At 70.3% G+C, this 22,522-nt stretch carries 17 protein-coding genes and 1 riboswitch; of the genes, 7 read left to right on the top strand and 10 right to left on the bottom strand.

Annotated elements, in window-relative coordinates:
* Window positions 1–5: 5 nt before the first annotated feature.
* Entirely contained in the window at window positions 6–1,292 is a 1,287-nt protein-coding gene (locus RF645_RS04995) for an adenylosuccinate synthase (protein WP_058872002.1), read from the top strand.
* A 331-nt stretch (window positions 1,293–1,623) separates the two neighbouring features.
* The gene (locus RF645_RS04990) at window positions 1,624–3,018 is read left to right on the top strand and encodes an amino acid permease (RefSeq protein WP_235444634.1); all 1,395 of its coding nucleotides are present in this window, start codon (window positions 1,624–1,626) and stop codon (window positions 3,016–3,018) included.
* A gap of 64 nt (window positions 3,019–3,082) precedes the next feature.
* Here RF645_RS04990 and RF645_RS04985 read toward each other — a convergent pair whose 3' ends face one another.
* Both RF645_RS04985 and RF645_RS04980 read right to left on the bottom strand, forming a co-directional pair.
* The gene (locus tag RF645_RS04985) at window positions 3,083–3,499 is read right to left on the bottom strand and encodes a DUF202 domain-containing protein (protein ID WP_082331035.1); all 417 of its coding nucleotides are present in this window, start codon (window positions 3,497–3,499) and stop codon (window positions 3,083–3,085) included.
* Window positions 3,500–3,505: 6 nt separating this feature from the next.
* Window positions 3,506–3,901: a YidH family protein gene (locus RF645_RS04980; protein WP_058872051.1), complete on the bottom strand. Its 396-nt coding sequence runs from the start codon at window positions 3,899–3,901 to the stop codon at window positions 3,506–3,508.
* A gap of 137 nt (window positions 3,902–4,038) precedes the next feature.
* Between RF645_RS04980 and RF645_RS04975 the strand changes: the two genes are divergently transcribed.
* Window positions 4,039–4,860, top strand: a complete 822-nt coding sequence (locus RF645_RS04975; RefSeq protein ID WP_058872003.1) for a carbon-nitrogen hydrolase family protein — start codon at window positions 4,039–4,041, stop codon at window positions 4,858–4,860.
* A gap of 89 nt (window positions 4,861–4,949) precedes the next feature.
* Here the strand turns inward: RF645_RS04975 and RF645_RS04970 are convergent, their stop codons facing one another.
* Together RF645_RS04970 and RF645_RS04965 are read right to left on the bottom strand one after the other, a co-directional pair.
* Window positions 4,950–7,028: a M13 family metallopeptidase gene (locus tag RF645_RS04970; RefSeq protein ID WP_153005741.1), complete on the bottom strand. Its 2,079-nt coding sequence runs from the start codon at window positions 7,026–7,028 to the stop codon at window positions 4,950–4,952.
* 105 nt (window positions 7,029–7,133) lie between these two features.
* Window positions 7,134–7,622 carry an NAD(P)H-dependent oxidoreductase gene (locus RF645_RS04965; protein ID WP_268766255.1) on the bottom strand — a complete coding sequence of 163 codons (489 nt, stop codon included), beginning with the start codon at window positions 7,620–7,622 and terminating at the stop codon, window positions 7,134–7,136.
* 14 nt (window positions 7,623–7,636) lie between these two features.
* On the opposite strand from RF645_RS04965, the gene RF645_RS04960 reads away from it, so the two are divergent.
* Window positions 7,637–8,209 carry a PaaI family thioesterase gene (locus RF645_RS04960; protein ID WP_082677025.1) on the top strand — a complete coding sequence of 191 codons (573 nt, stop codon included), beginning with the start codon at window positions 7,637–7,639 and terminating at the stop codon, window positions 8,207–8,209.
* A gap of 88 nt (window positions 8,210–8,297) precedes the next feature.
* Here RF645_RS04960 and RF645_RS04955 read toward each other — a convergent pair whose 3' ends face one another.
* The 4 genes from RF645_RS04955 to RF645_RS04940 all read right to left on the bottom strand — a co-directional run bounded on the left by RF645_RS04955 (window position 8,298) and on the right by RF645_RS04940 (window position 14,082).
* Window positions 8,298–9,491 (bottom strand): cobalamin-independent methionine synthase II family protein, encoded by a 1,194-nt coding sequence (locus RF645_RS04955; RefSeq protein WP_058872006.1) that lies wholly within the window; start codon window positions 9,489–9,491, stop codon window positions 8,298–8,300.
* A gap of 54 nt (window positions 9,492–9,545) precedes the next feature.
* Window positions 9,546–10,757, bottom strand: a complete 1,212-nt coding sequence (locus RF645_RS04950) for a cobalamin-independent methionine synthase II family protein (RefSeq protein WP_058872007.1) — start codon at window positions 10,755–10,757, stop codon at window positions 9,546–9,548.
* Window positions 10,758–10,773: 16 nt separating this feature from the next.
* Window positions 10,774–10,876: riboswitch (SAM riboswitch) on the bottom strand.
* Window positions 10,877–11,014: 138 nt separating this feature from the next.
* Entirely contained in the window at window positions 11,015–12,499 is a 1,485-nt protein-coding gene (locus tag RF645_RS04945) for an amino acid permease (protein WP_327033451.1), read from the bottom strand.
* A gap of 230 nt (window positions 12,500–12,729) precedes the next feature.
* On the bottom strand, window positions 12,730–14,082 hold the full coding sequence (locus RF645_RS04940) for a glucose-6-phosphate dehydrogenase (RefSeq protein WP_040560451.1): 1,353 nt from the start codon (window positions 14,080–14,082) through the stop codon (window positions 12,730–12,732).
* A gap of 55 nt (window positions 14,083–14,137) precedes the next feature.
* On the opposite strand from RF645_RS04940, the gene RF645_RS04935 reads away from it, so the two are divergent.
* Window positions 14,138–16,135: a glycoside hydrolase family 15 protein gene (locus tag RF645_RS04935; RefSeq protein ID WP_368818687.1), complete on the top strand. Its 1,998-nt coding sequence runs from the start codon at window positions 14,138–14,140 to the stop codon at window positions 16,133–16,135.
* Here the strand turns inward: RF645_RS04935 and RF645_RS04930 are convergent.
* The gene (locus RF645_RS04930; RefSeq protein WP_368818686.1) at window positions 16,114–17,766 is read right to left on the bottom strand and encodes a gluconokinase; all 1,653 of its coding nucleotides are present in this window, start codon (window positions 17,764–17,766) and stop codon (window positions 16,114–16,116) included. The genes RF645_RS04935 and RF645_RS04930 overlap by 22 nt on opposite strands.
* A 164-nt stretch (window positions 17,767–17,930) precedes the next feature.
* Complete coding sequence (locus tag RF645_RS04925) at window positions 17,931–18,761, bottom strand: hypothetical protein (protein WP_368818685.1); 831 nt, start codon at window positions 18,759–18,761, stop codon at window positions 17,931–17,933.
* Window positions 18,762–18,976: 215 nt separating this feature from the next.
* On the opposite strand from RF645_RS04925, the gene ilvD reads away from it, so the two are divergent.
* Complete coding sequence (gene ilvD / locus RF645_RS04920; protein WP_058872009.1) at window positions 18,977–20,815, top strand: dihydroxy-acid dehydratase; 1,839 nt, start codon at window positions 18,977–18,979, stop codon at window positions 20,813–20,815.
* Between the two features lie 141 nt (window positions 20,816–20,956).
* Window positions 20,957–22,444 carry a sodium:alanine symporter family protein gene (locus RF645_RS04915; protein ID WP_058872010.1) on the top strand — a complete coding sequence of 496 codons (1,488 nt, stop codon included), beginning with the start codon at window positions 20,957–20,959 and terminating at the stop codon, window positions 22,442–22,444.
* Window positions 22,445–22,522 lie beyond the last annotated feature (78 nt).

The following is a 22,522-nucleotide window of genomic DNA, read 5'->3' as shown; positions in this document are numbered from 1 at the left end:
ATCGCATGCCAGCCATCTCGATCGTCGGAGCCCAGTGGGGCGATGAGGGCAAGGGCAAGGCCACGGACATCCTCGGCGGCCGCGCGGACTACGTCGTGAAGCCGAACGGCGGCAACAACGCCGGGCACACCGTGGTGGTGGGCGGCGACAAGTTCGAGCTCAAGCTGCTGCCCGCAGGCATCCTCTCCCCGCGGGCCACCCCCGTGATCGGCAACGGCGTGGTGGTCAACCCGCAGGCGCTGTTCGAGGAGATCGACGGCCTCGAGGCCCGCGGCGCGGACACCTCCAAGCTGCGCATCTCGGCCAATGCGCACCTGGTGGCCCCGTACCACCAGACCCTCGACCAGGTCACCGAGCGGTTCCTGGGCAAGCGCGCGATCGGCACCACCGGTCGCGGCATCGGGCCGGCGTACATGGACAAGATCGGGCGCCTGGGCCTGCGCGCGCAGGACATCCTCGACGAGTCGATCCTGCGCCAGAAGATCGAGGGCGCCCTGCGGCAGAAGAACGAGCTGCTGCTCAAGGTCTACAACCGCCGCGCGTTCGAGACCGACGAGATCGTGGACTACTTCATGGGCTACGCCGAGCGCATGGCGCCCATGATCGTGGACTCCACACGCCTGCTCAACGACGCCCTGGACCGCGACGAGACCGTCCTGCTCGAGGGCGGGCAGGCCACCTTCCTGGACGTTGATCACGGCACGTACCCGTTCGTGACCTCGTCGAACCCCACCACCGGCGGCGCCTGCGTGGGCGCGGGCATCGGGCCCACGCGCCTGACCCGCTCGATCGGCATCATCAAGGCGTACACGACCCGCGTGGGCGCCGGTCCGTTCCCCACCGAGCTGTTCGACGAGTCCGGGGAGCGGCTGCGCACCGTGGGCGGCGAGTTCGGCGTGAACACCGGGCGCCCGCGCCGCACCGGCTGGTACGACGCCGTGATGGCGCGTCACGCCTCGCGGATCAACGGCTTCACGGACTACTTCGTGACCAAGCTCGACGTCCTCACCGGGCTCGAGGAGATCCCGGTGTGCGTGGCCTACGACGTCGACGGCGTGCGCCACGACGAGATGCCCATGACGCAGACCGAGTTCCACCACGCCAAGCCGATCTACGATACCTTCCCCGGCTGGTCGGAGGACATCTCGCAGGCCCAGACCCTCGAGGACCTGCCGGCCAATGCGCGCGACTACGTCCTGACCCTCGAGTCCATGTCCGGCACCCGGTTCTCCGCGATCGGCGTGGGCCCGGGCCGCGAGAACACGATCGAGCTGCGCGACCTGATCGACTGACGTCGCCTCGCCTGTGCGATGACAGGCGCTCGGGATGGTGACAGATCGGCACCCCATCAGCCCTGATGGGGTGCCGATCTGTCACCATCCGCTGCGTGACCGTCCCGCGCGCGGACCGGGCTCACCCGCCGTGTCGGATAGCATCTGGCAGACCCCTGGGCGTGCTGCGCCTCATCGTGCATGCAGGCGCCCCTGATCGATGCCCGTCGCGGCGCCGTTCGATCCCCGACGTCGGAAGTGACTGACCGTGTCCACACAGAGCACCAGACTGGACCCCGCCTCGGCGCGGTCCGAGGGCGAGGGCCTGCGCCGCAGCCTCAAGACCCGGCACATGACCATGATCGCCATGGGCGGTGCGATCGGCACCGGGCTGTTCGTGGCCTCCGGCAACTCGATCGCCACGGCCGGGCCCGGCGGTGCGCTCGTGGCCTACATAGCGATCGGGCTCATGGTCTTCCTGCTCATGCAGTCCCTGGGCGAGATGTCCGCCTGGCGTCCTACCTCCGGATCTTTCGGCGATCACGCGGCGCGCTACGTCTCGCCGTCCTTCGGCTTCGCGATCGGCTGGAACTACTGGTTCAACTGGGCCATCACCCTGGCCGCGGAGCTCGTGGCGGCCGCACTGGTCATGCGCTACTGGCTCCCCGACGTCCCCGCCTGGGTCTGGTCGGCGCTGTTCCTGCTGATCGTCTTCGGGCTCAACGCCCTGTCCACGCGGGCCTACGGCGAGGGCGAGTTCTGGCTCTCGGCGATCAAGGTGGCCGCCGTCGTCGTCTTCCTGGTGCTGGGCGTGCTGATGGTGCTGGGCATCATGGGCGGCGACGCCCCCGGTTTCGGCAACTGGACCGACGGGCAGGCGCCGTTCGTGGGCGGGACCATGTCGATCCTGGCGATCTTCATGGTCGCCGGCTTCGCGTTCCAGGGCACCGAGCTCGTGGGCGTGGCGGCCGGTGAGGCCGAGGACCCCGAGCGCACCGTGCCCAAGGCGATCCGCACCGTGTTCGTGCGCATCCTGCTGTTCTACGTGCTGGCGATCATCGTGATCGGCTTCCTGCTGCCGTACACGCACCCGAACCTGCTGGCCTCGGACATCGAGGACGTCGCGATCTCGCCGTTCACCCTGGTGCTGCAGAACGCGGGCGTGGCCTTCGCCGGCTCCGTCATGAACGCCGTGATCCTCACGGCCATCCTCTCGGCCGGCAACTCCGGGCTGTATGCCTCCACGCGCATGCTCTGGTCCATGGCCACCGACGGCAAGGCCCCGGCCTGGCTGGCCAAGGTCAACCGCCGCGGCGTGCCCATGCGGGCGCTGCTGGTGACCTCGTCCTTCGGCCTGCTGGCCTTCCTCACCACGTTCATCGGCGAGGGCGCGGCCTACACCTGGCTGCTCAACGCCTCGGCTCTGGCGGGCTTCATCGTGTGGGCGGGCATCGCCTGGACGCACTACTGCTTCCGCCGGGCCTTCAAGGCGCAGGGGCGGCCGCTGTCCGAGCTGCCGTTCCGCTCGCGGTTCTTCCCCGCCGGCCCGATCGTCGCGCTGATCATGTGCCTGCTGGTCATCCTGGGCCAGGGCTACGACGCCTTCGTGACCGGGACGGTGACGCCCATGTCGCTGCTGTCCTCGTACATCGGCCTGCCGCTGTTCCTGGCCTTCTGGATCGGGCACAAGCTGAGCACCAAGGAGCCGGCCGTGGATCCCGCGCAGGCGGATCTCTCGCGCGGCTGAGCCGCCGACGCACGTTGCAGGGAGGGCCTCGGGAGACCGAGGCCCTCCCTGCAACGTGCGGGGCTCAGGCCAGGAGGATCGTGAGCAGGCTCAGGGCGCCGAGCACCACGACGGCTGCGCTGATCGCCAGGATCTCCAGCGGATCGGGAGCCGAGGACTCCAGGGCCACGCTGCGCGCCCCGCGCCGGTAGCGCAGCCCCTGCCGCAGCCAGATCCCCAGCGCCAGCACGGCTGCCGCGACCAGCGGCAGCACCGGGGCCAGGCCGTGATGGGGCAGCCAGCGCAGCAGCAGCGCGGCCGCGACCACGAGCGCCAGCAGCGTCCGGCCCCATGCCAGCGAGGTCCGCTCGGGCTGCAGGCCGGGGTCGTCGTGTGTCGGGCGCTCTCGGGAGCGCCGGGAGCTGCGGGTCGCGATGGGCCCGTCGGCGGCGTCGAATCGGCGGGGCTTGCCGCCGTCGTTGGGGCGGGTCCGGGAGTGCACAGGCCCTCAGCGCCCGATCAGGGCGCCGAGCAGCACGCCGGAGGCCAATGCGGCACCCAGAGACAGCACCGGGGCCATGATCGCCAGCGGCAGCGGGGCGCGGCGGCGCATGGCGCGCTCGACCCGCAGCCAGCGCACGCTCGCGGAGATCGCCACGACCATGGACAGGGCGATCAGCCCGGCCGCCAGCACCACGCGCACGGTCTGGGGGATCAGGTCCCCGGCGAAGGCCTCCAGCGCGATGCCGCCGGCCAGCAAGCCCAGGGCCGTGCGGATCCAGGCCAGGAAGGTGCGCTCGTTGGCCAGGGTGAAGCGCGGGTCCGGCTCGACGCCGCCGCCGAGCAGGCGCGCTGCGAACGGGGACCGTCCGGTCTCGCCGGACGGGCGCGGGGTGCGGTTCATGACCGCCACGCTACCGGGCGCCACACGGTGTCACGGGCTTTCCGGGCCTTCCGGGCTGTCCGCCGGGGGCCATAGGCTTTCCGCTGGACGCCCGACACAGCCACCGCCCGCGGTGGCGAGACCAAGGAGGATCCCCCGTGCGACTCGCGCTCGCCCAGATCGACCCGGCTCCGGACGTCGCGGCCAATCTGGCGACCATCCGCCGCCACGTCACCGATGCCGCCGCTCGCGGCGCGGACCTGGTGGTCTTCCCAGAGGAGGCGATGCTCGGGGTGGAGTCCGGGGTCAAGGACCGCTTCGCCGAGATCGTGGCGCGCGAGTGGGACACGTTCGTGACCTCGCTGCAGGAGCTGGCGCATCAGGAGCGGATCGCGATCGTCGCCGGAGCCTACGAGCCCTCGGACGATCACCGCCCGTACAACACCCTGGTGGCCGTGGGCGCGGACGGGTCGCTGCTGGCCACCTATCGCAAGCTGCACCTCTACGACGCCTTCTCCTACCAGGAGTCTGAGCGCATCCGCCCCGGGGATGCGGGGACGGCGAGCATCGAGGTCGCCGGTGTGCGGATCGGGCTGAGCACCTGCTACGACATCCGCTTCCCCGAGCTCTACCGCGCCCTGGCCGACGACGGCGCCCAGCTCGTCCTGGTGCCCGCGGCCTGGTTCTCCGGCCCGGACAAGGTCCGCCACTGGGAGACGCTGCTGGCCGCGCGCGCGATCGAGAACACCCTGTGGATCGCGGCGGCGGACACCTTCAACGACCACACGGTCGGGCACTCCCAGGTCCGCGATCCGCTGGGCGGGCTCACCGCCCGGGTCGAGGAGGGCGAGCGGCTGCTGATCACCCAGATCGACACCCGACGCGTGGACGAGGTGCGCTCCACCGTGCCTTCGCTGGCGAACCGGCGCTTCCGCCCCGGCTCCCTGGCCGAGCAGCCTCTGGGGCAGCAGCAGGACTGAGTCCCAGCACCGCACGAGTACGACGACGGCCGGCCGCCCCCCTGCGCAGGGAGCGACCGGCCGCAGTCATCCGACAGGAGCCGGGCTGATCACCAGATGCGCACGCGCTCCTGGGGGTCCAGCCACATCAGATCGGACTCCGTGGTGCCGAAGGCCTCGTGGAAGGCATCGACGTTGCGCGCCGTCTGATTGGCGCGGAACTCGTTGGGGGAGTGGACGTCGACCGCCAGGCGCTGGGCCGTGGTCTCGTCGCGTGCCTTCTGCTGCCAGATGAAGGACCAGGACAGGAACAGCTTCTGCGCCGGGGTGAAGCCGTCGTCGTCCTGCTCCTCGAAGGCCGCGGGATCCGCACCGGCGCGCTCGCGGGCCTCGTCCGGGTTGTCAGCGGTCTCGACCACGCCGCGGGAGAGCTCCCACGCCTTGTAGGCGATCGACAGCCCTCCGAGGTCGCCGATGTTCTCGCCCAGGGTCATGCGCCCGTTGACCGTCGGCGGCTCCGGGCGATCGGCGAGCTGGTCCGGCACCAGGCCGTCGTACTGGCTGACCAGGCGCTCGGTGCGCTCCTCGAAGGCCGCGCGGTCCTCGTCGGACCACCAGTTGCGCAGGCGGCCGTCGCCGTCGGCGGTGGAGCCCTTGTCGTCGAAGCCGTGCCCGATCTCGTGGCCGATCACGGAGCCGATGCCGCCGTAGTTCATGGCGTCCTCGGCGTCCTCGTCGAAGAACGGGGGCTGCAGGATGGCCGCCGGGAAGACGATCTCGTTGCGCAGCGGGTGGTAGTAGGCGTTGACCGTCTGCGGGGTCATCAGCCACTCGTGCTTCTCCACCGGCTTCCCGGCCTTGCGGATCAGCTCGGCGCGCTCGAACTCCGAGGTGCGCACGATGTTGCCCACCAGATCATCGGCGCGGATCTCCAGCTGCGAGTAGTCCCGCCACTTCTCCGGGTAGCCGATCTTGGGGGTGAACGACGCCAGCTTGCGCAGCGCCTCAGCGCGGGTGGAATCGGTCATCCAGTCCAGCGTCTCGATCGAGCGCCGGTAGGCGGCCAGCAGGTTCTGGACGAGCTCGTCCATCCGCGATTTGGCCGTGGGGGAGAAGTGGCGCTCGACGTAGACGCGGCCCACGGCCTCGCCCAGCACGCCGTTGACCAGCCCGACTCCGCGCTTCCAGCGCTCCTTGAGCTCCGGGGTGCCGGAGAGGACCGTGCCGTAGAAGGCGAAGTCCGCCTCCACGAACGCCGCCGAGAGGTAGGCCGCCCGCGAGTTCACGATCTGCCAGCGGGCCCAGGCCTTCCAGTCCTCCAGGCGGGAGGCGTCGAACAGGGGATCGAGCTCGGCGAAGAACGACGGCTGCTGATCCACCACGGTCTCCACAGCCGAGGCCGGCAGCCCGAGACCCTCGAGCAGCAGGGCGCTCCAATCGAGGTTGCGGCTGAGCTGCTGCAACTCCTCCAGCGACTTGGGGTTGTACATCTTGGTGAGGTCGCGGACCTCGACCTTGTCCCAGTGCCGCTGGGCGATCTCGGTCTCGAGCCCGAAGATCCGCTCGGCCTCATCGTGGGCGCGCTCGATCCCGGCGAGTTCGAGCATCCGGGCGATGTGCTCGCGGTACTTCTGGCGGATCTCGGTGTGCTGGGCCTCCCGGTAGTACTCCTCGTCGGGAAGCCCGATCCCCGACTGGCCGATGAAGACCAGGCTGCGTCCGGGATCGCCCGGATCGGCGTCGGTGTCCACGCCCAGCACCGAGGACACGCCGCGGGCCAGCAGGCGGCCGAACAGGCGGGACAGGCCCTGCACGTCCTGGACGGCGTCGACCTCCGCGAGGTCCTCGGCCAGAGGCTGCGCGCCCAGCTGCTCGAGGCGCTGCTCGTCCATGTAGGAGGCGTAGAGGTCCGCGATCTTCGCACGGATCGGATCCGGGTCCTCGCCCGGCTCCTCGGTCACGATCTCGCGCACCGCCTCCTCCGCGCGGTCGCGCAGCACGACGAAAGCGCCGATCAGCGCCTTGTCCTCCGGGATCTGCGCCTCGCGCAGCCACGGGCCGTTCACGTAGCGGAAGAGGTCGTCCTGCGGGCGGACCGTGCGATCGAAGGTCGTGGCGTCCAGGGAGGTCATGGCCTCCTCCGGCGTGTCGGCGGGAGCGGGTCCGGGTGCGGCGGTGCTGTCGGTCATACCGCCAGGCTAGTGGCCCGGGAGGGTGCCGGTGGGCCCGCTTCGCCGAGCGCGTGACGACGACGGCGGCCCCGAGCGCAGGTGCTCGGGGCCGCCGGGGTGCGATCAGGCGCCGGCGGCGATGACCTCGTCGAGCACGCCGTTCAGGGCCGTGACCTTGGGGTCGGAGTCGATCACGGCGCCGTCGGCGAAGTCGGTGAAGATGCTCAGATCCACGGCGGCGCGCACGACGGTCTGGGAGAAGTTGGCCATGATCAGGCGCCACTGCTCGACCGCGCGCACGCCGCCCACGGCGCCGTAGCCGACCAGGCCGAGGACCTTGCCGTTCCACTCGGAGCCCAGCGAGTCGACCGCGTTCTTGAAGCCGCCGGGGACGCCGTGGTTGTACTCCGGGGTGACGAAGATGTAGCCGTCGAGGTCGTCGATCACGCGGGACCAGGCCTGGACCTGCTCGGAGTCGTAGGCCTTGTCCGCCATGGCGGGCAGGGTGGCCGAGGAGAAGACCGGGAGGTCGAAGTCCTTGAGGCTCACGAGCTCGAACTCGGCTACCGTGTGGAGCGGATCACACGCGGCGCCGCTGCGCCGATCGCACAGCCCCAGGAGATGTCATGACCGCTCCCCATCAGCAGCCCGCCGAGGATCGGTCCCCGGCAGCCCACGAGGATCCCACCCCGCCTGATGCGCGCCGCGTGACCCCGTCCTCGCAGCGGATCGCGGAGGGGGCGCAGAAGCTCTCGGAGTCCGGCATCCCGCAGGCCCTGGCTGATCTGGCGCAGGCCTCGGACAAGGCGGCCGCGCTCAACGCGCACGGCGGCGAGCTCTGCGAGAAGCTCGGCATCGAGTACCTGGAGGCCTCGGCCCAGCGGGTGGTCGCGCGCATGCCGGTCGAGGGCAACCGCCAGCCCGTGGGCCTGCTGCACGGCGGGGCCACGATCTCGCTGGCCGAGTCGCTGGGCTCCATGGGGGCCTTCATCCACGGTGCGGGGCTCGGGCGCGTGGCCGTGGGGCTCGAGGTCAGCACCACCCACCATGCCTCCGCCCGCAGCGGCTGGGTCATCGCCACGGCGGAGGCGCTGCAACTCGGGCGCTCGATCGCGACCTACGAGGTGGTGGTGCGCGCCGAGGCGGACAATCGCCGCATCTCGACCGTGCGCATCACCTGCTTCCTCAAGGAGCTCTGACCCCCTCTCCTTCCGCCGAGTGGATCCCCAGTTGCGCTGTTCTGCCTCTCAGCGCAACTGAGTATCCACTCGGCGTGTGCGGGGAGGCTCAGAAGAGGCGGGACGACGCGATCTCGGCGCCCTGGGCCAGTGCCTCCAGCTTGGCGGCGGCGATCTGCGGGTGGATGCGCCCGCCCAGACCGCAGTCGGTCGAGGCGATCACGCGCTCGCGACCCACGACCGAGGCGAAGCGCTCGATGCGCTCGGCCACCAGTTCCGGGTGCTCGACCACGTTGGTCGCATGCGAGACGATGCCCGGGATGATCAGCTTGTCCTCGGGCAGGGAGACGTCCTCCCACACGCGCCACTCGTGCTCGTGGCGGGCGTTGGCGGCCTCGAAGGAGAACGCGCCGGCGTTGATCTGCAGCATGGTGCGCACCAGGTTCTTGAACTCCAGATCCGTGGTGTGCGGGCCGTGCCAGGAGCCCCAGCACAGGTGGAACCGGACCTGCTCGGCGGGGATGCCCTCGAGCGCGTAGTTGATCGCCTCCACGCGCTTGGCCGTGAACGCCAGGTAGTCCTCGACCGACGGCTCGGGGTTGACCTGATCCCAGTTCTCCGCGATCGAGGGGTCGTCGATCTGCACGATCAGCCCGGCGTCGGTGATCGCCCGGTACTCCTCGCGCATGGCCTCGGCGCACGCCTGCAGGACCTCGTCCTCGTCGCCGTAGTGCTTGTCCTCCAGGCGCGCGCACGACCCCGGCGAGAGCGAAGCCAGGTAGCCCTCGGACGCGCCCGTGATCTCCAGCGCGCGCTTGAGGTTGGCGATGTCCCGGGCGACGGCCTCCTGACCGACATAGCGGATCGGGCCCACGAACTCGGGGAACGGCGGCAGATTGCCGGTCGAGATCCCGCTGGAGGGGTCGGTGTAGGCGTCCTGGAAGCGCTGCCGGTCACGGCGGTCGCCGAAGCTCGTGAGCCGCACCTGACCCGGCTCGGAGCGCACCGCCGTCTGGCTCCAGAGATCGACCGAGCCGGGGCCCAGCCCGTCGAGGCGGTCGAAGATGTAGTGCCACCAGGCGCCGTAGTCGGTGTCCTCGGACATGGCGTGGCCGTACTCGCCGTCGTTGACGACGTCGATCCCCAGGTTCTTCTGGCGCTGGACGACGTCGACGACGGACTCGGTGAGCAGCTGGTCGTAGTCCTGTCCGCCGGTGCGGGCGCGGTTGGCCTCGATCAGCTGATCGGTGCGCGGCAGGGAGCCGGCGTGGGTGGTGAGGATCCGGTTCTCGGAGCGGTGCATGAAGAGGTTCCGTTCTGTGTGAGATGGGTATCCACTCGGAGGTGGGGAGAGGGGTCAGAAGAGGCGGCTCGAGGCGATCTGCGCGCCCTCGGCCAGCGACTCGAGCTTGGCCATGGCGATCTGCGGGTGCAGACGGCCGCCCAGCCCGCAGTCGGTCGAGGCGATGACGCGCTCGCGGCCCACGACGGAGGCGAAGCGCTCGATGCGCTCGGCCACCAGCTCCGGGTGCTCGACCACGTTGGTGGAGTGCGAGACGACGCCCGGGATGATGACCTTGTCCTCGGGCAGCCCGGCATCCGCCCACTCGCGCCACTCATGGCCGTGACGGGCGGAGGCCGCCTCGAAGGAGTAACCGCCGGCGTCGATCTGCAGCAGGGGCTCGATCAGGTGCTTGAGCTCCAGATCGGTCGTGTGCGGGCCGTGCCAGGAGCCCCAGCACAGGTGGAATCGGATCTGCTCCTGCGGCAGCCCGCGCAACGCGTGGTTCAGCGCCTCGATCCGCAGCTGGATGAAGGAGCGGTAGTCCTCGAGCGAGGGCTCCGGGTTGATCTGGTCCCACGACTCGGCGATCGAGGGGTCGTCGATCTGCACGATCAGCCCGGCGTCGACGATCGCCTGGTACTCCTCGCGCATGGCATCGGCGCAGGCGTAGACGAGCTCCTCATCGGTGGCGTAGTACTCGTTGCTCACTCGGGCGCAGGAGCCGGGGGACAGCGCGGCGATGAAGCCCTGCTCGGCGCCGGAGCCCTCGAGCGCGGACTTGAGGTTCGCGATGTCCGCCTGCACGGCGTCGTGGCCGGTGTAGGTCAGCGGCCCGGTGATCTTGGGCTGGGCCACCCGCCTGCGGGCGGTGAGGATACCGGAGGACTGATCGGCGTAGGCCTCGGCGAAGCGCTGGCGGTCGCGGCGATCGGCGAACGACGTCAGCACGATATTGCCGGGCGAGGAGCGCCTGGCGCCGGCGTTCGGGTCCCAGCGGTCCTCGTCGGAGGGGCTCAGCCCGCCCAGGCGGGAGAAGGAGTAGTTCCACCAGGCGCCGTAGTCCACGGAGCTGGACATGGTGTGGCCGTACTCGCCGTCGTTGACGATGTCGATGCCGATCTCGGACTGCCGGGCGACGATGTCGCGCACGCCCTGCTGCATGGTGGCCACGAGCTCCTCCCACGAGATCGTGCCGGCCTGGTAGGCATCGTTCGCGGCCAGCAGCTCGGGGGTGCGGGGCAGGGAGCCCACGTGGGTGGTCTGGATGCGGTCGGTATTCAGCATGCGCGAAGGCACGTCCTTTCCATCGGTCCTGGCGGGAGCACCTCTGCGCTGGGGACGGATCCCCGCATGGTTGCTGCGACGTCTTCGAGCCAAGGTCTCTCGGTCGCTCGTGATGGTGACGCCGATCATCCTGCCATGCCGAGGACGTCGAACCCAACCCACGAAAGCCGCCGAGTGGATCCCCAGTTGCGCTGTTCGCCCGAACAGCGCAACTGGGGATCCACTCGGCGGGGTGGGGGGGGTGGGGGAACGGAGGGTCAGCGGGGCATCGCTGTCGGGTCGTCGAACTCCTCCGGGGCGCGGAAGCGGGTCACGCCGCGCCGCTTGGCCAGCACAGCGCCGATGATCCACAGGAGAGCGAACAGGCCCGCCGTGAGCAGGATCTGCTGACGCACGCCGGGCACCGTCATGCCCAGGATCACGACGGCCACCATGCCCGCCAGCGCCACGTAGGACAGCACCGGGTAGCCCCAGGCCCTGAGCACGAGCTCGCGGCCCTCGCGCTCGGCGCGGCGGCGCAGCACCAGGTGGGAGACGATCGTCATGGTCCAGATGACGATCAAGGTGGAGCCCACGATGTTGAGCAGGATGCCCAGGATCTCCTCGGCCCACAGGTAGTTCAGCCCGACCGTCACGAAGCCGAAGGCCACCGAGGCCAGCACCGCGGCCACCGGCACGCCGCGGGGGTTGGTCCTGCTCAGCGCGACCGGTGCAAGGCTGCGGTGGGACAGCGAGAAGATCATCCGCGAGGCGCCGTACAGGTTGGCGTTCAGCGACGACAGCAGCGCGACGGTCACCACGACCGCCATGATGGAGGCGACGGCCGGAAGCCCCGCGGTGTTGAGCACGGCCACGAACGGGGAGGCCAGCAGGTTCTCGTCGTTCCACGGCATGGCCAGGACCATGATGGCCACGGAGCCCATGTAGAAGATCAGGATGCGCCACACGATGGTGCGGATCGCCCGGCCCACGTTCTTCTCGGGGTCCTCGGTCTCGGCCGCCGCCACGGCCACGATCTCGATGCCGCCGAAGGCGAAGGCCACGATCAGCAGGCCGGCGGCCACGCCTCCGATGCCGTTGGGCATGAAGCCGCCGTGGGCGGTGAGATTGGCCAGGCCGGGCGCCTCGGCCGTGGGCAGCAGGCCGATCACGAACAGCCCGCCGATCACCAGGAAGACGACGACGGCGGCGACCTTGAGCAGCGAGAACCAGAACTCGAACTCGCCGAACTGCCCCACGCCGATGAGGTTGATGGCGGTGAAGATGATCATGAAGATCAGCGCGAGCAGCCACTGCGGGGCGATGGGCCAGGCGGAGACCAGGATCTGGGCGGCCGCGGTGGCCTCGGCGGCGATCACGATGATCAGCTGCACCCACCACAGCCAGCCGACGGCGAAGCCCGCGGCCGGGCTGACGGCTCGGCCCGCGTAGACGGAGAAGGCGCCGGAGGTGGGGTGATCGGCGACCATCTCGCCGAGCATGCGCATGATCAGGATGATCAGGAACCCGGCGACGACGTAGGACACGAGCACCGACGGCCCGGCGGCGGCGATGCCTGCCCCCGAGCCGACGAACAGGCCTGCGCCGATGGCCGAGCCGAGGCTCATCATGACCAGGTGGCGGCCCTTCATGTGGGCCTTCAGATTCGAGTCCTGGGGGCCGTCTGCCCCGGGCGCTGCGGCAGCCGTGGTGCTCTGCGAATGGCGTCCGCGACTGGTCGCGGGTGAGGATCCGGAACCCATGGGGGCCTCCTGGTGGTGAGGGCGCCGGGGGATCGGCCTCGGGCGCCTGTGCTGCACGTCACAATCTGATGGCGACACACTAGGCCACCCCGAGGGCGAGTTCCGGGCCTCCGCGGAAGCCTTCGCGAGCGTCGGACGATGCGCCCCGTGATCCGCGTCTCACGGCTGGGATCGTCCGGCGTGCCTGCGCGCAGCGGGCGAGGGCGTCCGCTGCGCGCAGGTGTGTGACATCAGATCGTCTCGGGGCCCTCCGAGCCCGCCTGATAGTCCTGCACCGGCACCAGGCCGTCCGCCACGGCGTCGATCGCCGGCTGCACGATCCGCCAGCAGTGCTGCGAGGCCTCGGCGCTGACGCTGAAGGAGCGGTCGGCGTCGAGCATGCGGCGCACCACGGAGCCGTAGGCGGAGAAGGGCGACTCGGGGGTGGCCGAGGACAGGGTCACCCGCGAGGTCCCGCGGGGGTCGAAGGGGCCGCCCGCGCTGAGCTCGAGGCTGATCTCGCCGGTGGCCAGGTCCACTCGCAGGATGTCACCGGCGGGGTCGCCGAACTCCTGGGCCCCGGCGGGGACGGGGCGGAAGCGCACCAGCACCTCCTGATGCGGCGAGCCGATGGCCTTGCCGGAGCGCAGGTGCACGGGCACGCCCTGCCACCGCCAGCTGTCGACCTCGACCGTGAGCCGGGCCCAGGTCTCGGTGCCGTTGGCGGGATCCACGCCCTCCTCGTCGACGTACGACGGCAGCTCGCGGCCGTCGATGCTGCCGGCCGTGTACCGACCCGCGGCCATGTTCTGCTCGATAGGGCCGATCACGCTGGTGCGGGCCAGGACCTGGGAGATCAGCTCCGGGATCTCGCCATCGGCGATCGACGACGGCGGGTCCATCATCAGCACGCCCATGACCTGCAGCAGGTGGGACTGGTGCATGTCGCGGATGGCGCCGGTGGCGTCGTAGAAGCCGGCTCGGCCCTCGAGGCCGAGCGTCTCGTCGAACGTGATGGAGATGGACTCGACCAGATCGCGGTGCAGCAGCGGCTCGATGATCCGGTTCGCGAAGCGCAGGCCCACCAGATCCAGCACGGCGGGCTCGCCCAGGAAGTGATCGATCCGCAGGATCCGGTCGGCCGGGACCAGGCGATCGGCCAGGCGGTTGAGCTCGCGGGCGGAGTCCTCGTCCGTGCCGATCGGCTTCTCGAGCGCCAGCCAGAGGTCCTGGGGCAGCTCGATCTCGCTCAGCGCGTCGAGCACCTTGCCGGTCACGGCCGGGGCGAGGGCGAAGTAGAGCACCACGCGGCCGTCGTCAGCGTGCTCGAGCAGCTGGGCCAGCTCCTGCGGGGAGGAGGCATCGGCGGTGACCCATTCCGTGGTCTCGAGGGTCCGCTCGACGGCCGGACCGGCGGAGTCGCCGAAGGCCTGGGCGACCGTGTCCCTCCAGTCCTGCTTGTCCGTCCGCGCGCTGCCGATCACCCTCACCTGCCGCTCGGGCTGCAGGGCCAGGACCTCGCCGAGCCCTGGCAGCAGCAGACGGGAGGTGAGGTCGCCGGAGGCGCCCAGGACGATCAGGGTGGTGGGGGTCGTGTCGGTCATGGCTCCCACTGTAGGCAGGGCCTGCGACGTCCGCCCCCTCTGCTGTGATGGGGCCATGAGCCACGACAGCACGCGCCCCGCCTCCGTCCCCCTCGAGGACTACGCCCTGCTCTCGGATCTGCGCACCGCGCCGCTGGTCTCCCGCGAGGGCAGCGTGGACTGGCTGTGCTTCCCGTCGGTGGACTCCGCCGCGGTGTTCTCCGCTCTGCTCGGGGACCCGGACGACGGACGCTGGCAGCTGAGGATCGCCGACGGAGAGGTCGTCTCGCGGCGCTATCGACCGGGGACCTTCGTCCTGGAGACGCAGTGGCGCTCGCCGAGCGGGTGCGCGACCGTCGTGGACGCCCTGCCCACCGGCGACGACCGGGCGAACCTGGTGCGGGAGGTGACCTGCACGGAAGGGGTCGTCACGGTCGAGCACGATCTGCGCATCCGCCCCGACTACAACCGCAGCTCCCCCTGGGTGCACCTGCGCGAGCTGCCCGAGGGCGGCAGCGGGATCGCAGCCATCGCCGGGCCGGACATGCTCGTGCTGCGCGGCCCGCTGCTGTCGGCGCAGGAGGACGACGACTCCCGCCACGACCTCAGCGCTGAGGGCGAGGTCGGGCGCTGGCTCGGCGGCTCCTTCGAGCTGCAGGCCGGGAAGACCCAGGCGTGGGTCCTGACCTGGTGCTCCTCCTGGAGCCCTCTGCCGGAGGCCGTGGACGCTTCCGTCGCGCTGGAGCGCACCGAGTGCTACTGGCGGGACTGGCGGGACGCCACCTGCTCCCAGCAGACGGTCAGTGAGGGGCAGGAGCGGTCGCTGCTCGTGCTGCGCGCGCTCACGCACGGGGAGACGGGCGGCATCGCGGCCGCCCCCACCGCTGGGCTGCCCGAGGACTTCGGCGGGGTGCGCAACTGGGACTACCGCTACACGTGGCTGCGCGACGCCTCGCTGACCATCGAGGCGGTGATGGATCACGGCCACACCGAGGGCGCCCGCCACTGGCGGGACTGGCTGCTGCGCGCGGTCGCAGGCGACCCGGAGCGGATCCAGATCATGTACGGGATCGACGGACGCCGCAGGCTGCCCGAGCACGAGCTGGAGCATCTCTCGGGCTATGAGGGGTCGCGGCCGGTGCGCATCGGCAACGGCGCGGTGGATCAGTACCAGGCCGACGTGATGGGCGAGGTCATGCTCGCCCTGGCCGCGCTGCGCGACGCCGGCGAGCCGGAGGACCTCTGGTCCTGGGGCCTGCAGAAGACCCTGCTGCGCTACTGCGAGCAGCGCATCGACGAGCCCGACCACGGCCTGTGGGAGATGCGCGGGGAGCCCGCGTTCTTCACCCACGGCCGCGTGATGATGTGGGCGGCGTTCAACGAGGGCCTGCGCGCGGTGCACGAGCACGGCCAGATCCGCGACGGCGTGGCCGAGGCCGACGGCTGGCCGGACGTGGAGGACCAGAGCGCCGTCGAGACGACGCGCCAGGGCGCCGGTACCCCGGTCCTGGCCACCCCGGAGGAGATTCGGCGATGGTCCGAGCTGCGTGATCGACTCCACGACGAGATCATGGAGAGGGGCTGGAACGAGCAGCTGGGCAGCTTCACCCAGACCTACGTCCCGGGCCACGGCAGCCAGGAGGTCGACGCCTCCCTGCTGCAGCTGCCGCACACCGGCTTCATCGACGCCGATGATCCCAGGATGCTGGGCACGGTCGAGCGGATCGAGCAGGACCTGGTCGATGACCACGGCTTCGTGGCTCGCTACCGCACCGCTTCGGGATCCGACGGGCTGGAGGGCGGCGAGTACCCGTTCCTGCTGTGCCTGGCCTGGCTGGCCGAGCAGTACGCCGGCTCCGGGCGCGTGGAGGACGCACGACGGGCGCTGGACCGGCTCGAGAGCTGCGCGAGCGACCTGGGCCTGCTGGCCGAGGAGTACTCGCCCGAGCATCAGCGCCTGGCGGGCAACTTCCCGCAGGCCTTCAGCCACCTGGGCCACCTGCGCGCCGCGCAGGCTGTCGAGCGGGCCGAGGGCTCAGCGCGGGAGGCGGCTCAGGCGAACAGCCCCTCGTAGGCCTCCTGGAAGCGCTCGGCGACCCGATCCCAGTGCTCACGGGCCTCCGGGTTCGGGTCGAAGGTGTGCGCGTACGGCGGATCCACGGGCTCGATGTCCGGGGCGAGGACCTCGGAGGCCAGCACGGCCGTGCCGCGCAGGGTCGAGCGCTTGAAGGTGGCCTGGACGGCGCTGCGCCCCAGCAGGTCAGAGAGCTGCTGCTGCAGGCCCGGGACGGACTGGGTCATCCCGCCTGCGGTCACGAGGCGCTCGACCTCACCGGAGGCCTCGGTGAGCTGCTGGGCCACGCGGCCGTAGGCGGCCACCACGCCCTCCATCACGCCGCGCAGGATGTCCTCGGGGCTCGTGGCCGCCGAGAGCCCGAGCACGGCGGCGCGGGCGTCGCCCACCCATCCGGTGGAACGCTCGCCGGTGAGGAACGGCAGGACCAGCGGGGTCGTGGGATCGATCGGGCGCTGGGCCACGTCCTCGGGGGAGAGGTCCTCGGGCAGGCGCAGGGTCTCCTCGGCCCAGGTGACGGCGCGGCTGGCGTCGTTGATGGCCCCGCCGAGCAGGCAGCGGGTGTCGTCGATGCGGTAGCACCACAGTCCCGACGGGATGGTCTCGGGCTGCTCGTGCAGCAGCACGCGCATGGCCCCGGAGGTGGCCATGGAGGTGACCATGGTGGTCGCATCCCGACCGCCGGAGCCCACGTTGGCGCTGAGGCCGTCGGCCACGGGGGCGAACCACTTGGCCTGGCGCAGCGCCGGCCACCGCTCGGCCACGGCCGGGGGCACCTCGCGGATGGGCTGGTTGGGGCGGGCGATCAGCGACAGCGACTCCCGCTCGACCTGGGCCAGCTCGAGCATCCGATCCGACCAGTCTCCGGTGCGCCGATCCAGCAGACCGGTCCAGGCGGCGGTGGAGGTCCCCACTCGCGCCTTGCCCAGCAGGCGCAGGTGGAAGTACTCGCCCAGCGACATCCACCGGGTCGTGGCGGCGAAGGCCTCCGGCTCGGTCTCGCGCAGCCAGCGGAAGCGCGGCGTCAGATAGGACGTGTGCAGGCGGGTGCCCGTCAGCTGCTGGATCTCGGCCTCGTCGATCTCCTGACGCAGCGCGGCCAGTTGCCCGCAGGAGCGCGAGTCGGCGTAGGTGTAGCAGGTGGTGGTGGCGCGGCGACGGGAGTCGGTGCCCACCAGGGAGGAGGCGAAGGTGTCGATCGCGACGCCGCCCACCCGGCCGACGAGCTCCTGGCGCGAGCCGATGATCTGATCGATCAGGCGGCACAGCTCTTCGACCACCTGATCCGGATCGATCGTGCTGGTGCCTTCGACGGCGGTGGTGAAGTGGTGCGGGATCTTGTCCCGGTAGCCGCGCACCGGCGTGCCCGTGGCGTCGTGGAGGCTGCCGCGGGTGGCGGTGGAGCCGACGTCGAGGGCGAGGACGAGGGGATCGACGGCGTCCTTGAGCGGAACGGCGAAATCCACGTCGTCGTCGGTCTTGGGCGGACGGGGTGCGGACTTGGCCACGTGCGGGTCCTTTGACGAGGGTCTCGGTGCGGCGGGCCGGCCCTGGGCCGCGGTGCCCGCTGCGAAGTCGACGGGATCCGAGCCCTGCGTGCAGCGGCTGATCCCGGCGGTCGACGTCGGCACCTCATCGTATCCCGGCTGAAGGCGCCGCGCGCCGGTCCGGCCGGGGCCGCGGACGTTCCGAGCCCGGGAGATCGACGACGCCGAACGCAGGGCAGAAGAAGGCCCGCCCCGTCCTGCGCGGTGCAGGGCGGGGCGGGCCGAGGCTCGCGGGCGAGCGTTCGGAATCAGCGGCCGTTCTTGGAGGCCGAGACCCGGTTCACGATGATCAGGATGATGCCGACGATGAACAGCAGGCCGCCGAGCAGGCCCAGGCCGATGCCCGCGAAGGCGCCGCCGACCATGCCGCCGACGCCGACGTCGGTGATGTAGACCGAGTCGTTGGAGACGTAGGGCGAGCAGCTGAGGCGGTACTCGCCGGCCTCGTTGGTCTCGAACGTGCCGAGCAGGGAGAACTCCTCCCCGTCGGTCGTGGCGGTCTGGTCCGCGCCCGAGGTCTCGAGCTCGAGGGTGTCGAACTCCGGCGTGTAGATCGAGCACTCGTCCACGGAGTCGGTGGTGGTGGCGAACACGTAGTACTCGGTGTCCGCCTCGAGCGTGCGGGTGGTGCCGGACGGGGTGTCGGCGATGTCGTTGGCTCCGCCCACGATGCTGGTGAAGAACACGATGATCGCGATGATCCCGAGCAGTACGCCCAGGCCCAGCGAGACCAGGCCCATCCACAGCGGGGGCTTGCCCTTGCCCGTGGGGCGGCTGCCCTGCGAGCTGCCGTACGACCCGCCCTGGTAGCCGCCGGACGGCGTGAACTGGGGCGAGCTGCCGCTTCCTGCGGGGCGGTACTGCGGTGCGCCGGAGCTCTGGCCCTGCTGCGAGGACGACGGTGCGCCGTAGGACGGGACCTGCTGCGAGGAGCCGGAGCCTCCCTGCGAGGGCTGGGACTGCGGCGCGCCCTGGTTCTGCTGCCAGCCGCCGCCGAAGTTCGGGGCGGAGTGCTGGGAGCCGGAGGAGCTGCCGTTGCTGCCGGAGTCCTGAGGGGATCCGTTGGTGGGAGTGCTCATGGGGAGGGTCCTTTCGCGAGGAAGGGCGGTCGAGCTCGAGTGTTCACTATAGAAAATACCCGGATGGGGCGATACGGCAAGCCCTGCGTCGGAAGATTTCCGCTCCGAGGCGCGTTCACGAGAGAATCGGGGCAGTGCAGGCCGCAGTCCGCCTGCCCGCTCGCATCCGTCGTCCGCCGCGGTCTCCTGCCGCGGCGGCACCAGAGGAGAGAACCGTGCCGCAGCTTCGTTCCGCCACCTCCACCACCGGCCGCAACATGTCGGGCGCCCGCGCGCTGTGGCGCGCCACCGGCATGGGCAGCGAGGACTTCGGCAAGCCGATCGTGGCGATCGCCAACTCCTTCACCCAGTTCGTGCCCGGTCACGTCCACCTCAAGGACATGGGCCAGCTCGTGGCGCGCGCGGTCGAGGAGGCCGGCGGCGTCGCCAAGGAGTTCAACACGATCGCCGTGGACGACGGCATCGCCATGGGCCACGACGGCATGCTCTACTCGCTGCCCAGCCGCGACATCATCGCGGACTCGGTCGAGTACATGGTCAACGCGCACTGCGCCGACGCCCTGGTGTGCATCTCCAACTGCGACAAGATCACCCCGGGCATGCTCATGGCCGCCATGCGCCTGAACATCCCCACGATCTTCGTCTCCGGCGGGCCCATGGAGTCCGGCGAGGGCGTGGAGGGCGTGGTGGAGCACCGCGTGGACCTGGTGGACGCCATGTCCCTGGCCGTGGACGAGTCCGTGACCGATGACCAGCTCGCGCTGATCGAGGAGTCCGCATGCCCCACGTGCGGCTCGTGCTCGGGCATGTTCACGGCCAACTCCATGAACTGCCTCACCGAGGCCCTGGGCCTGTCCCTTCCGGGCAACGGCACCACTCTTGCCACGCACATCAATCGCAAGCGCCTCTTCGAGGAGGCCGGCGCCCGGATCGTGGCCTCGGCCAAGCGCTACTACGAGGACGACGACGACTCCGTCCTGCCGCGCTCGATCGCCACCCCGGAGGCCTTCGCCAACGCCATGACCCTGGATGTGGCCATGGGCGGGTCCACCAACACGGTGCTGCACATCCTGGCCGCCGCGCAGGAGGCCGAGGTCGACTTCACCATGTCGGACATCGACCAGATCTCCCGGCGCGTGCCCTGCCTGGCCAAGGTCGCCCCGAACTCCACGAAGTACCACATCGAGCACGTCCACCGGGCCGGCGGCATCCCCGCGATCCTGGGCGAGCTGCGCCGCGGTGGGCTGCTGGACGAGGACGTCCACACCGTCCACGCCGCCACCATGGGCGAGTGGCTCGATGAGTGGGACATCCGCTCCGGCAAGGCGACCGAGCAGGCGAAGCACCACTTCCTGGCCGCCCCGGGCGGGGTGCGCACCACGCAGGCGTTCTCGCAGGCCAACGAGTACGAGGATCACGACCTCGACGCCCAGGACGGATGCATCCGCTCGGTCGCCCACGCCTACACCAAGGAGGGCGGGCTGTGCGTGCTCTTCGGCAACATCGCCGAGGACGGCGCGATCATCAAGACCGCGGGCATCGACGAGTCCCTGTTCCACTTCAAGGGCTCCGCGTTCGTCGTCGAATCCCAGGACGAAGCCGTGTTCGAGATCCTGTCCAAGAACGTGAAGTCCGGGGACATCGTGGTCATCCAGTACGAGGGCCCCAAGGGCGGGCCCGGCATGCAGGAGATGCTCTACCCGACCTCCTACCTCAAGGGCCTGGGCCTGGGGAAGGAGTGCGCCCTGATCACCGACGGCCGGTTCTCCGGCGGCACCTCGGGGCTGTCGATCGGGCACATCTCCCCGGAGGCCGCCGCCGGCGGTGCCGTGGGCCTGATCGAGCAGGGCGATGAGATCGAGATCGACGTCGAGAACCGCATCCTGCGCGTCAATGTGGACGACGCCGAGCTGGCGCGTCGTCGCTCCGAGAAGGGCGAGGCCCCCTGGAAGCCGACCAAGCCGCGCGAGCGCAAGGTGTCCAAGGCCCTGAAGGCCTACGCCTCCATGGTGACCTCGGCGGACAAGGGGGCGGTGCGGGTCGTCGAGGACTGAGGTCCTCGAGCTCGGCGCTTCGCGTGGGCAGTCGGGGCACCAGCCGCAACTCGCCGGAAACCGGGGTGATGTACATTGCTCCAACTGCTGGGAACGGCCTGTGATCGCTCCGGCAGATTCCTCTGAGAAGCGGGAGTGCACATGGAGCAGCTCACTGAGCTCGTCGGCAGCGTCGGCAATTTCATCTGGAGCTGGATCGTCTTCGCGATCCTGATCGGCACGGGTATCTACCTGACGATCAGGACCAGGGCGGTCCAGTGGCGGTCCGTCCCGGAAATGTTCCGGGTGCTGCGAGACCCTCCCGGTGAGGACCCGGACGGCAAGAAGTCGATCTCGTCGTTCCGCGCGTTCACCGTCTCGGCGGCCTCACGCGTGGGCACGGGTAACATCGCCGGCGTGGCCATCGCGATCAGCGTGGGCGGGCCCGGCGCCGTGTTCTGGATGTGGGCCATCGCGGCCATCGGCGGCGCCAGCGCGTTCGTCGAGTCGCTGCTGGGCCAGCTCTACAAGCGCAAGGGCGAGACCGGCTACTACGGTGGACCGGCCTACTACATGACCTACGGGCTCAAGAAGCACTGGATGGGCATCCTGTTCGCGGTGATCATCACCGTCACCTACGGCCTGGTGTTCAACTCGGTGCAGTCCAACGCGATCGTGGACTCGCTGTCGGGCTCGCTGGACATCGACCCGTCGGCCGCCGGGGCCCTGCCCTTCAAGCTGATCGTGGGCGCAGTGGTCGTCGTGCTGACCGCCTCCATCATCTTCGGCGGCGCCCGCCGCATCTCCGCGGTCACCCAGGCAGTCGTGCCGGTCATGGCCATCCTGTACGTGCTGCTCGGGCTCCTGGTCGTCGTCCTGAACATCGGCGAGGTCCCCGGCATGGTCGCCGACATCGTCCTGGGCGCCTTCGGCATCCGCGAGTTCGTGGTGGGCGGCTTCATGGCCGTGTTCGTCCAGGGCCTGCGCCGCGGACTGTTCTCCAATGAGGCCGGCATGGGCTCCGCGCCGAACGCCGGTGCCTCGGCCTCCGTCTCTCACCCGGCCAAGCAGGGCTTCGTGCAGTCCCTGGGCGTCTACTTCGACACCTGGCTCGTCTGCTCGGTCACGGCGTTCATCGTGCTGCTGTCCAACCCGAGCTTCGGCGACTCTGCCCAGGGCGCCTCGCTCACGCAGACGGCACTGGGTCTGCAGCTGGGCACCTGGGCGGTCCACTTCCTGACCATCGCGATCTTCCTGTTCGCCTTCAGCTCGGTGATCGGCAACTACTTCTACGGCGAGGCGAACATCATGTTCCTCACCCGCTCGCGCGCGGTGATGAACGGCTACCGCCTGCTGGTGCTCCTGTCCGTGATGGTCGGCTCGGTGGTCGCCCTGGATCTTGTGTGGTCTCTGGCCGACGTGATGATGGCGATCATGGCCACGATCAACCTGATCGCCCTGATCCTCCTGGCGCCCGTCGCCGTCAAGGTGATGAAGAACTACGAGGCCCAGCGCCGCCGCGGTGAGGAGCCCACCTTCAACGGCTCCGACATCCCCGGCCTCACCGGGCTGGATGCCTGGGACGGCACCGACGTGATCACCACCGGCGCGTTCTGGACCCAGCAGATGAAGCGCGTGGGCAAGGCCTGACCCGCTTCCGCCGCTGAACGACGACGCAGCCCTCCTCCCAGCCATAGCGGCGGGGAGGAGGGCTGTTTCGTCGGGTCG

Origin of the sequence: Kocuria sp. CPCC 205260 (assembly GCF_040981045.1) — a bacterium.
Classification (GTDB): domain Bacteria; phylum Actinomycetota; class Actinomycetes; order Actinomycetales; family Micrococcaceae; genus Kocuria; species Kocuria palustris.
Note: the sequence above shows the minus strand (reverse complement) of the source record. Positions and strands in the feature narration are given on the sequence as shown.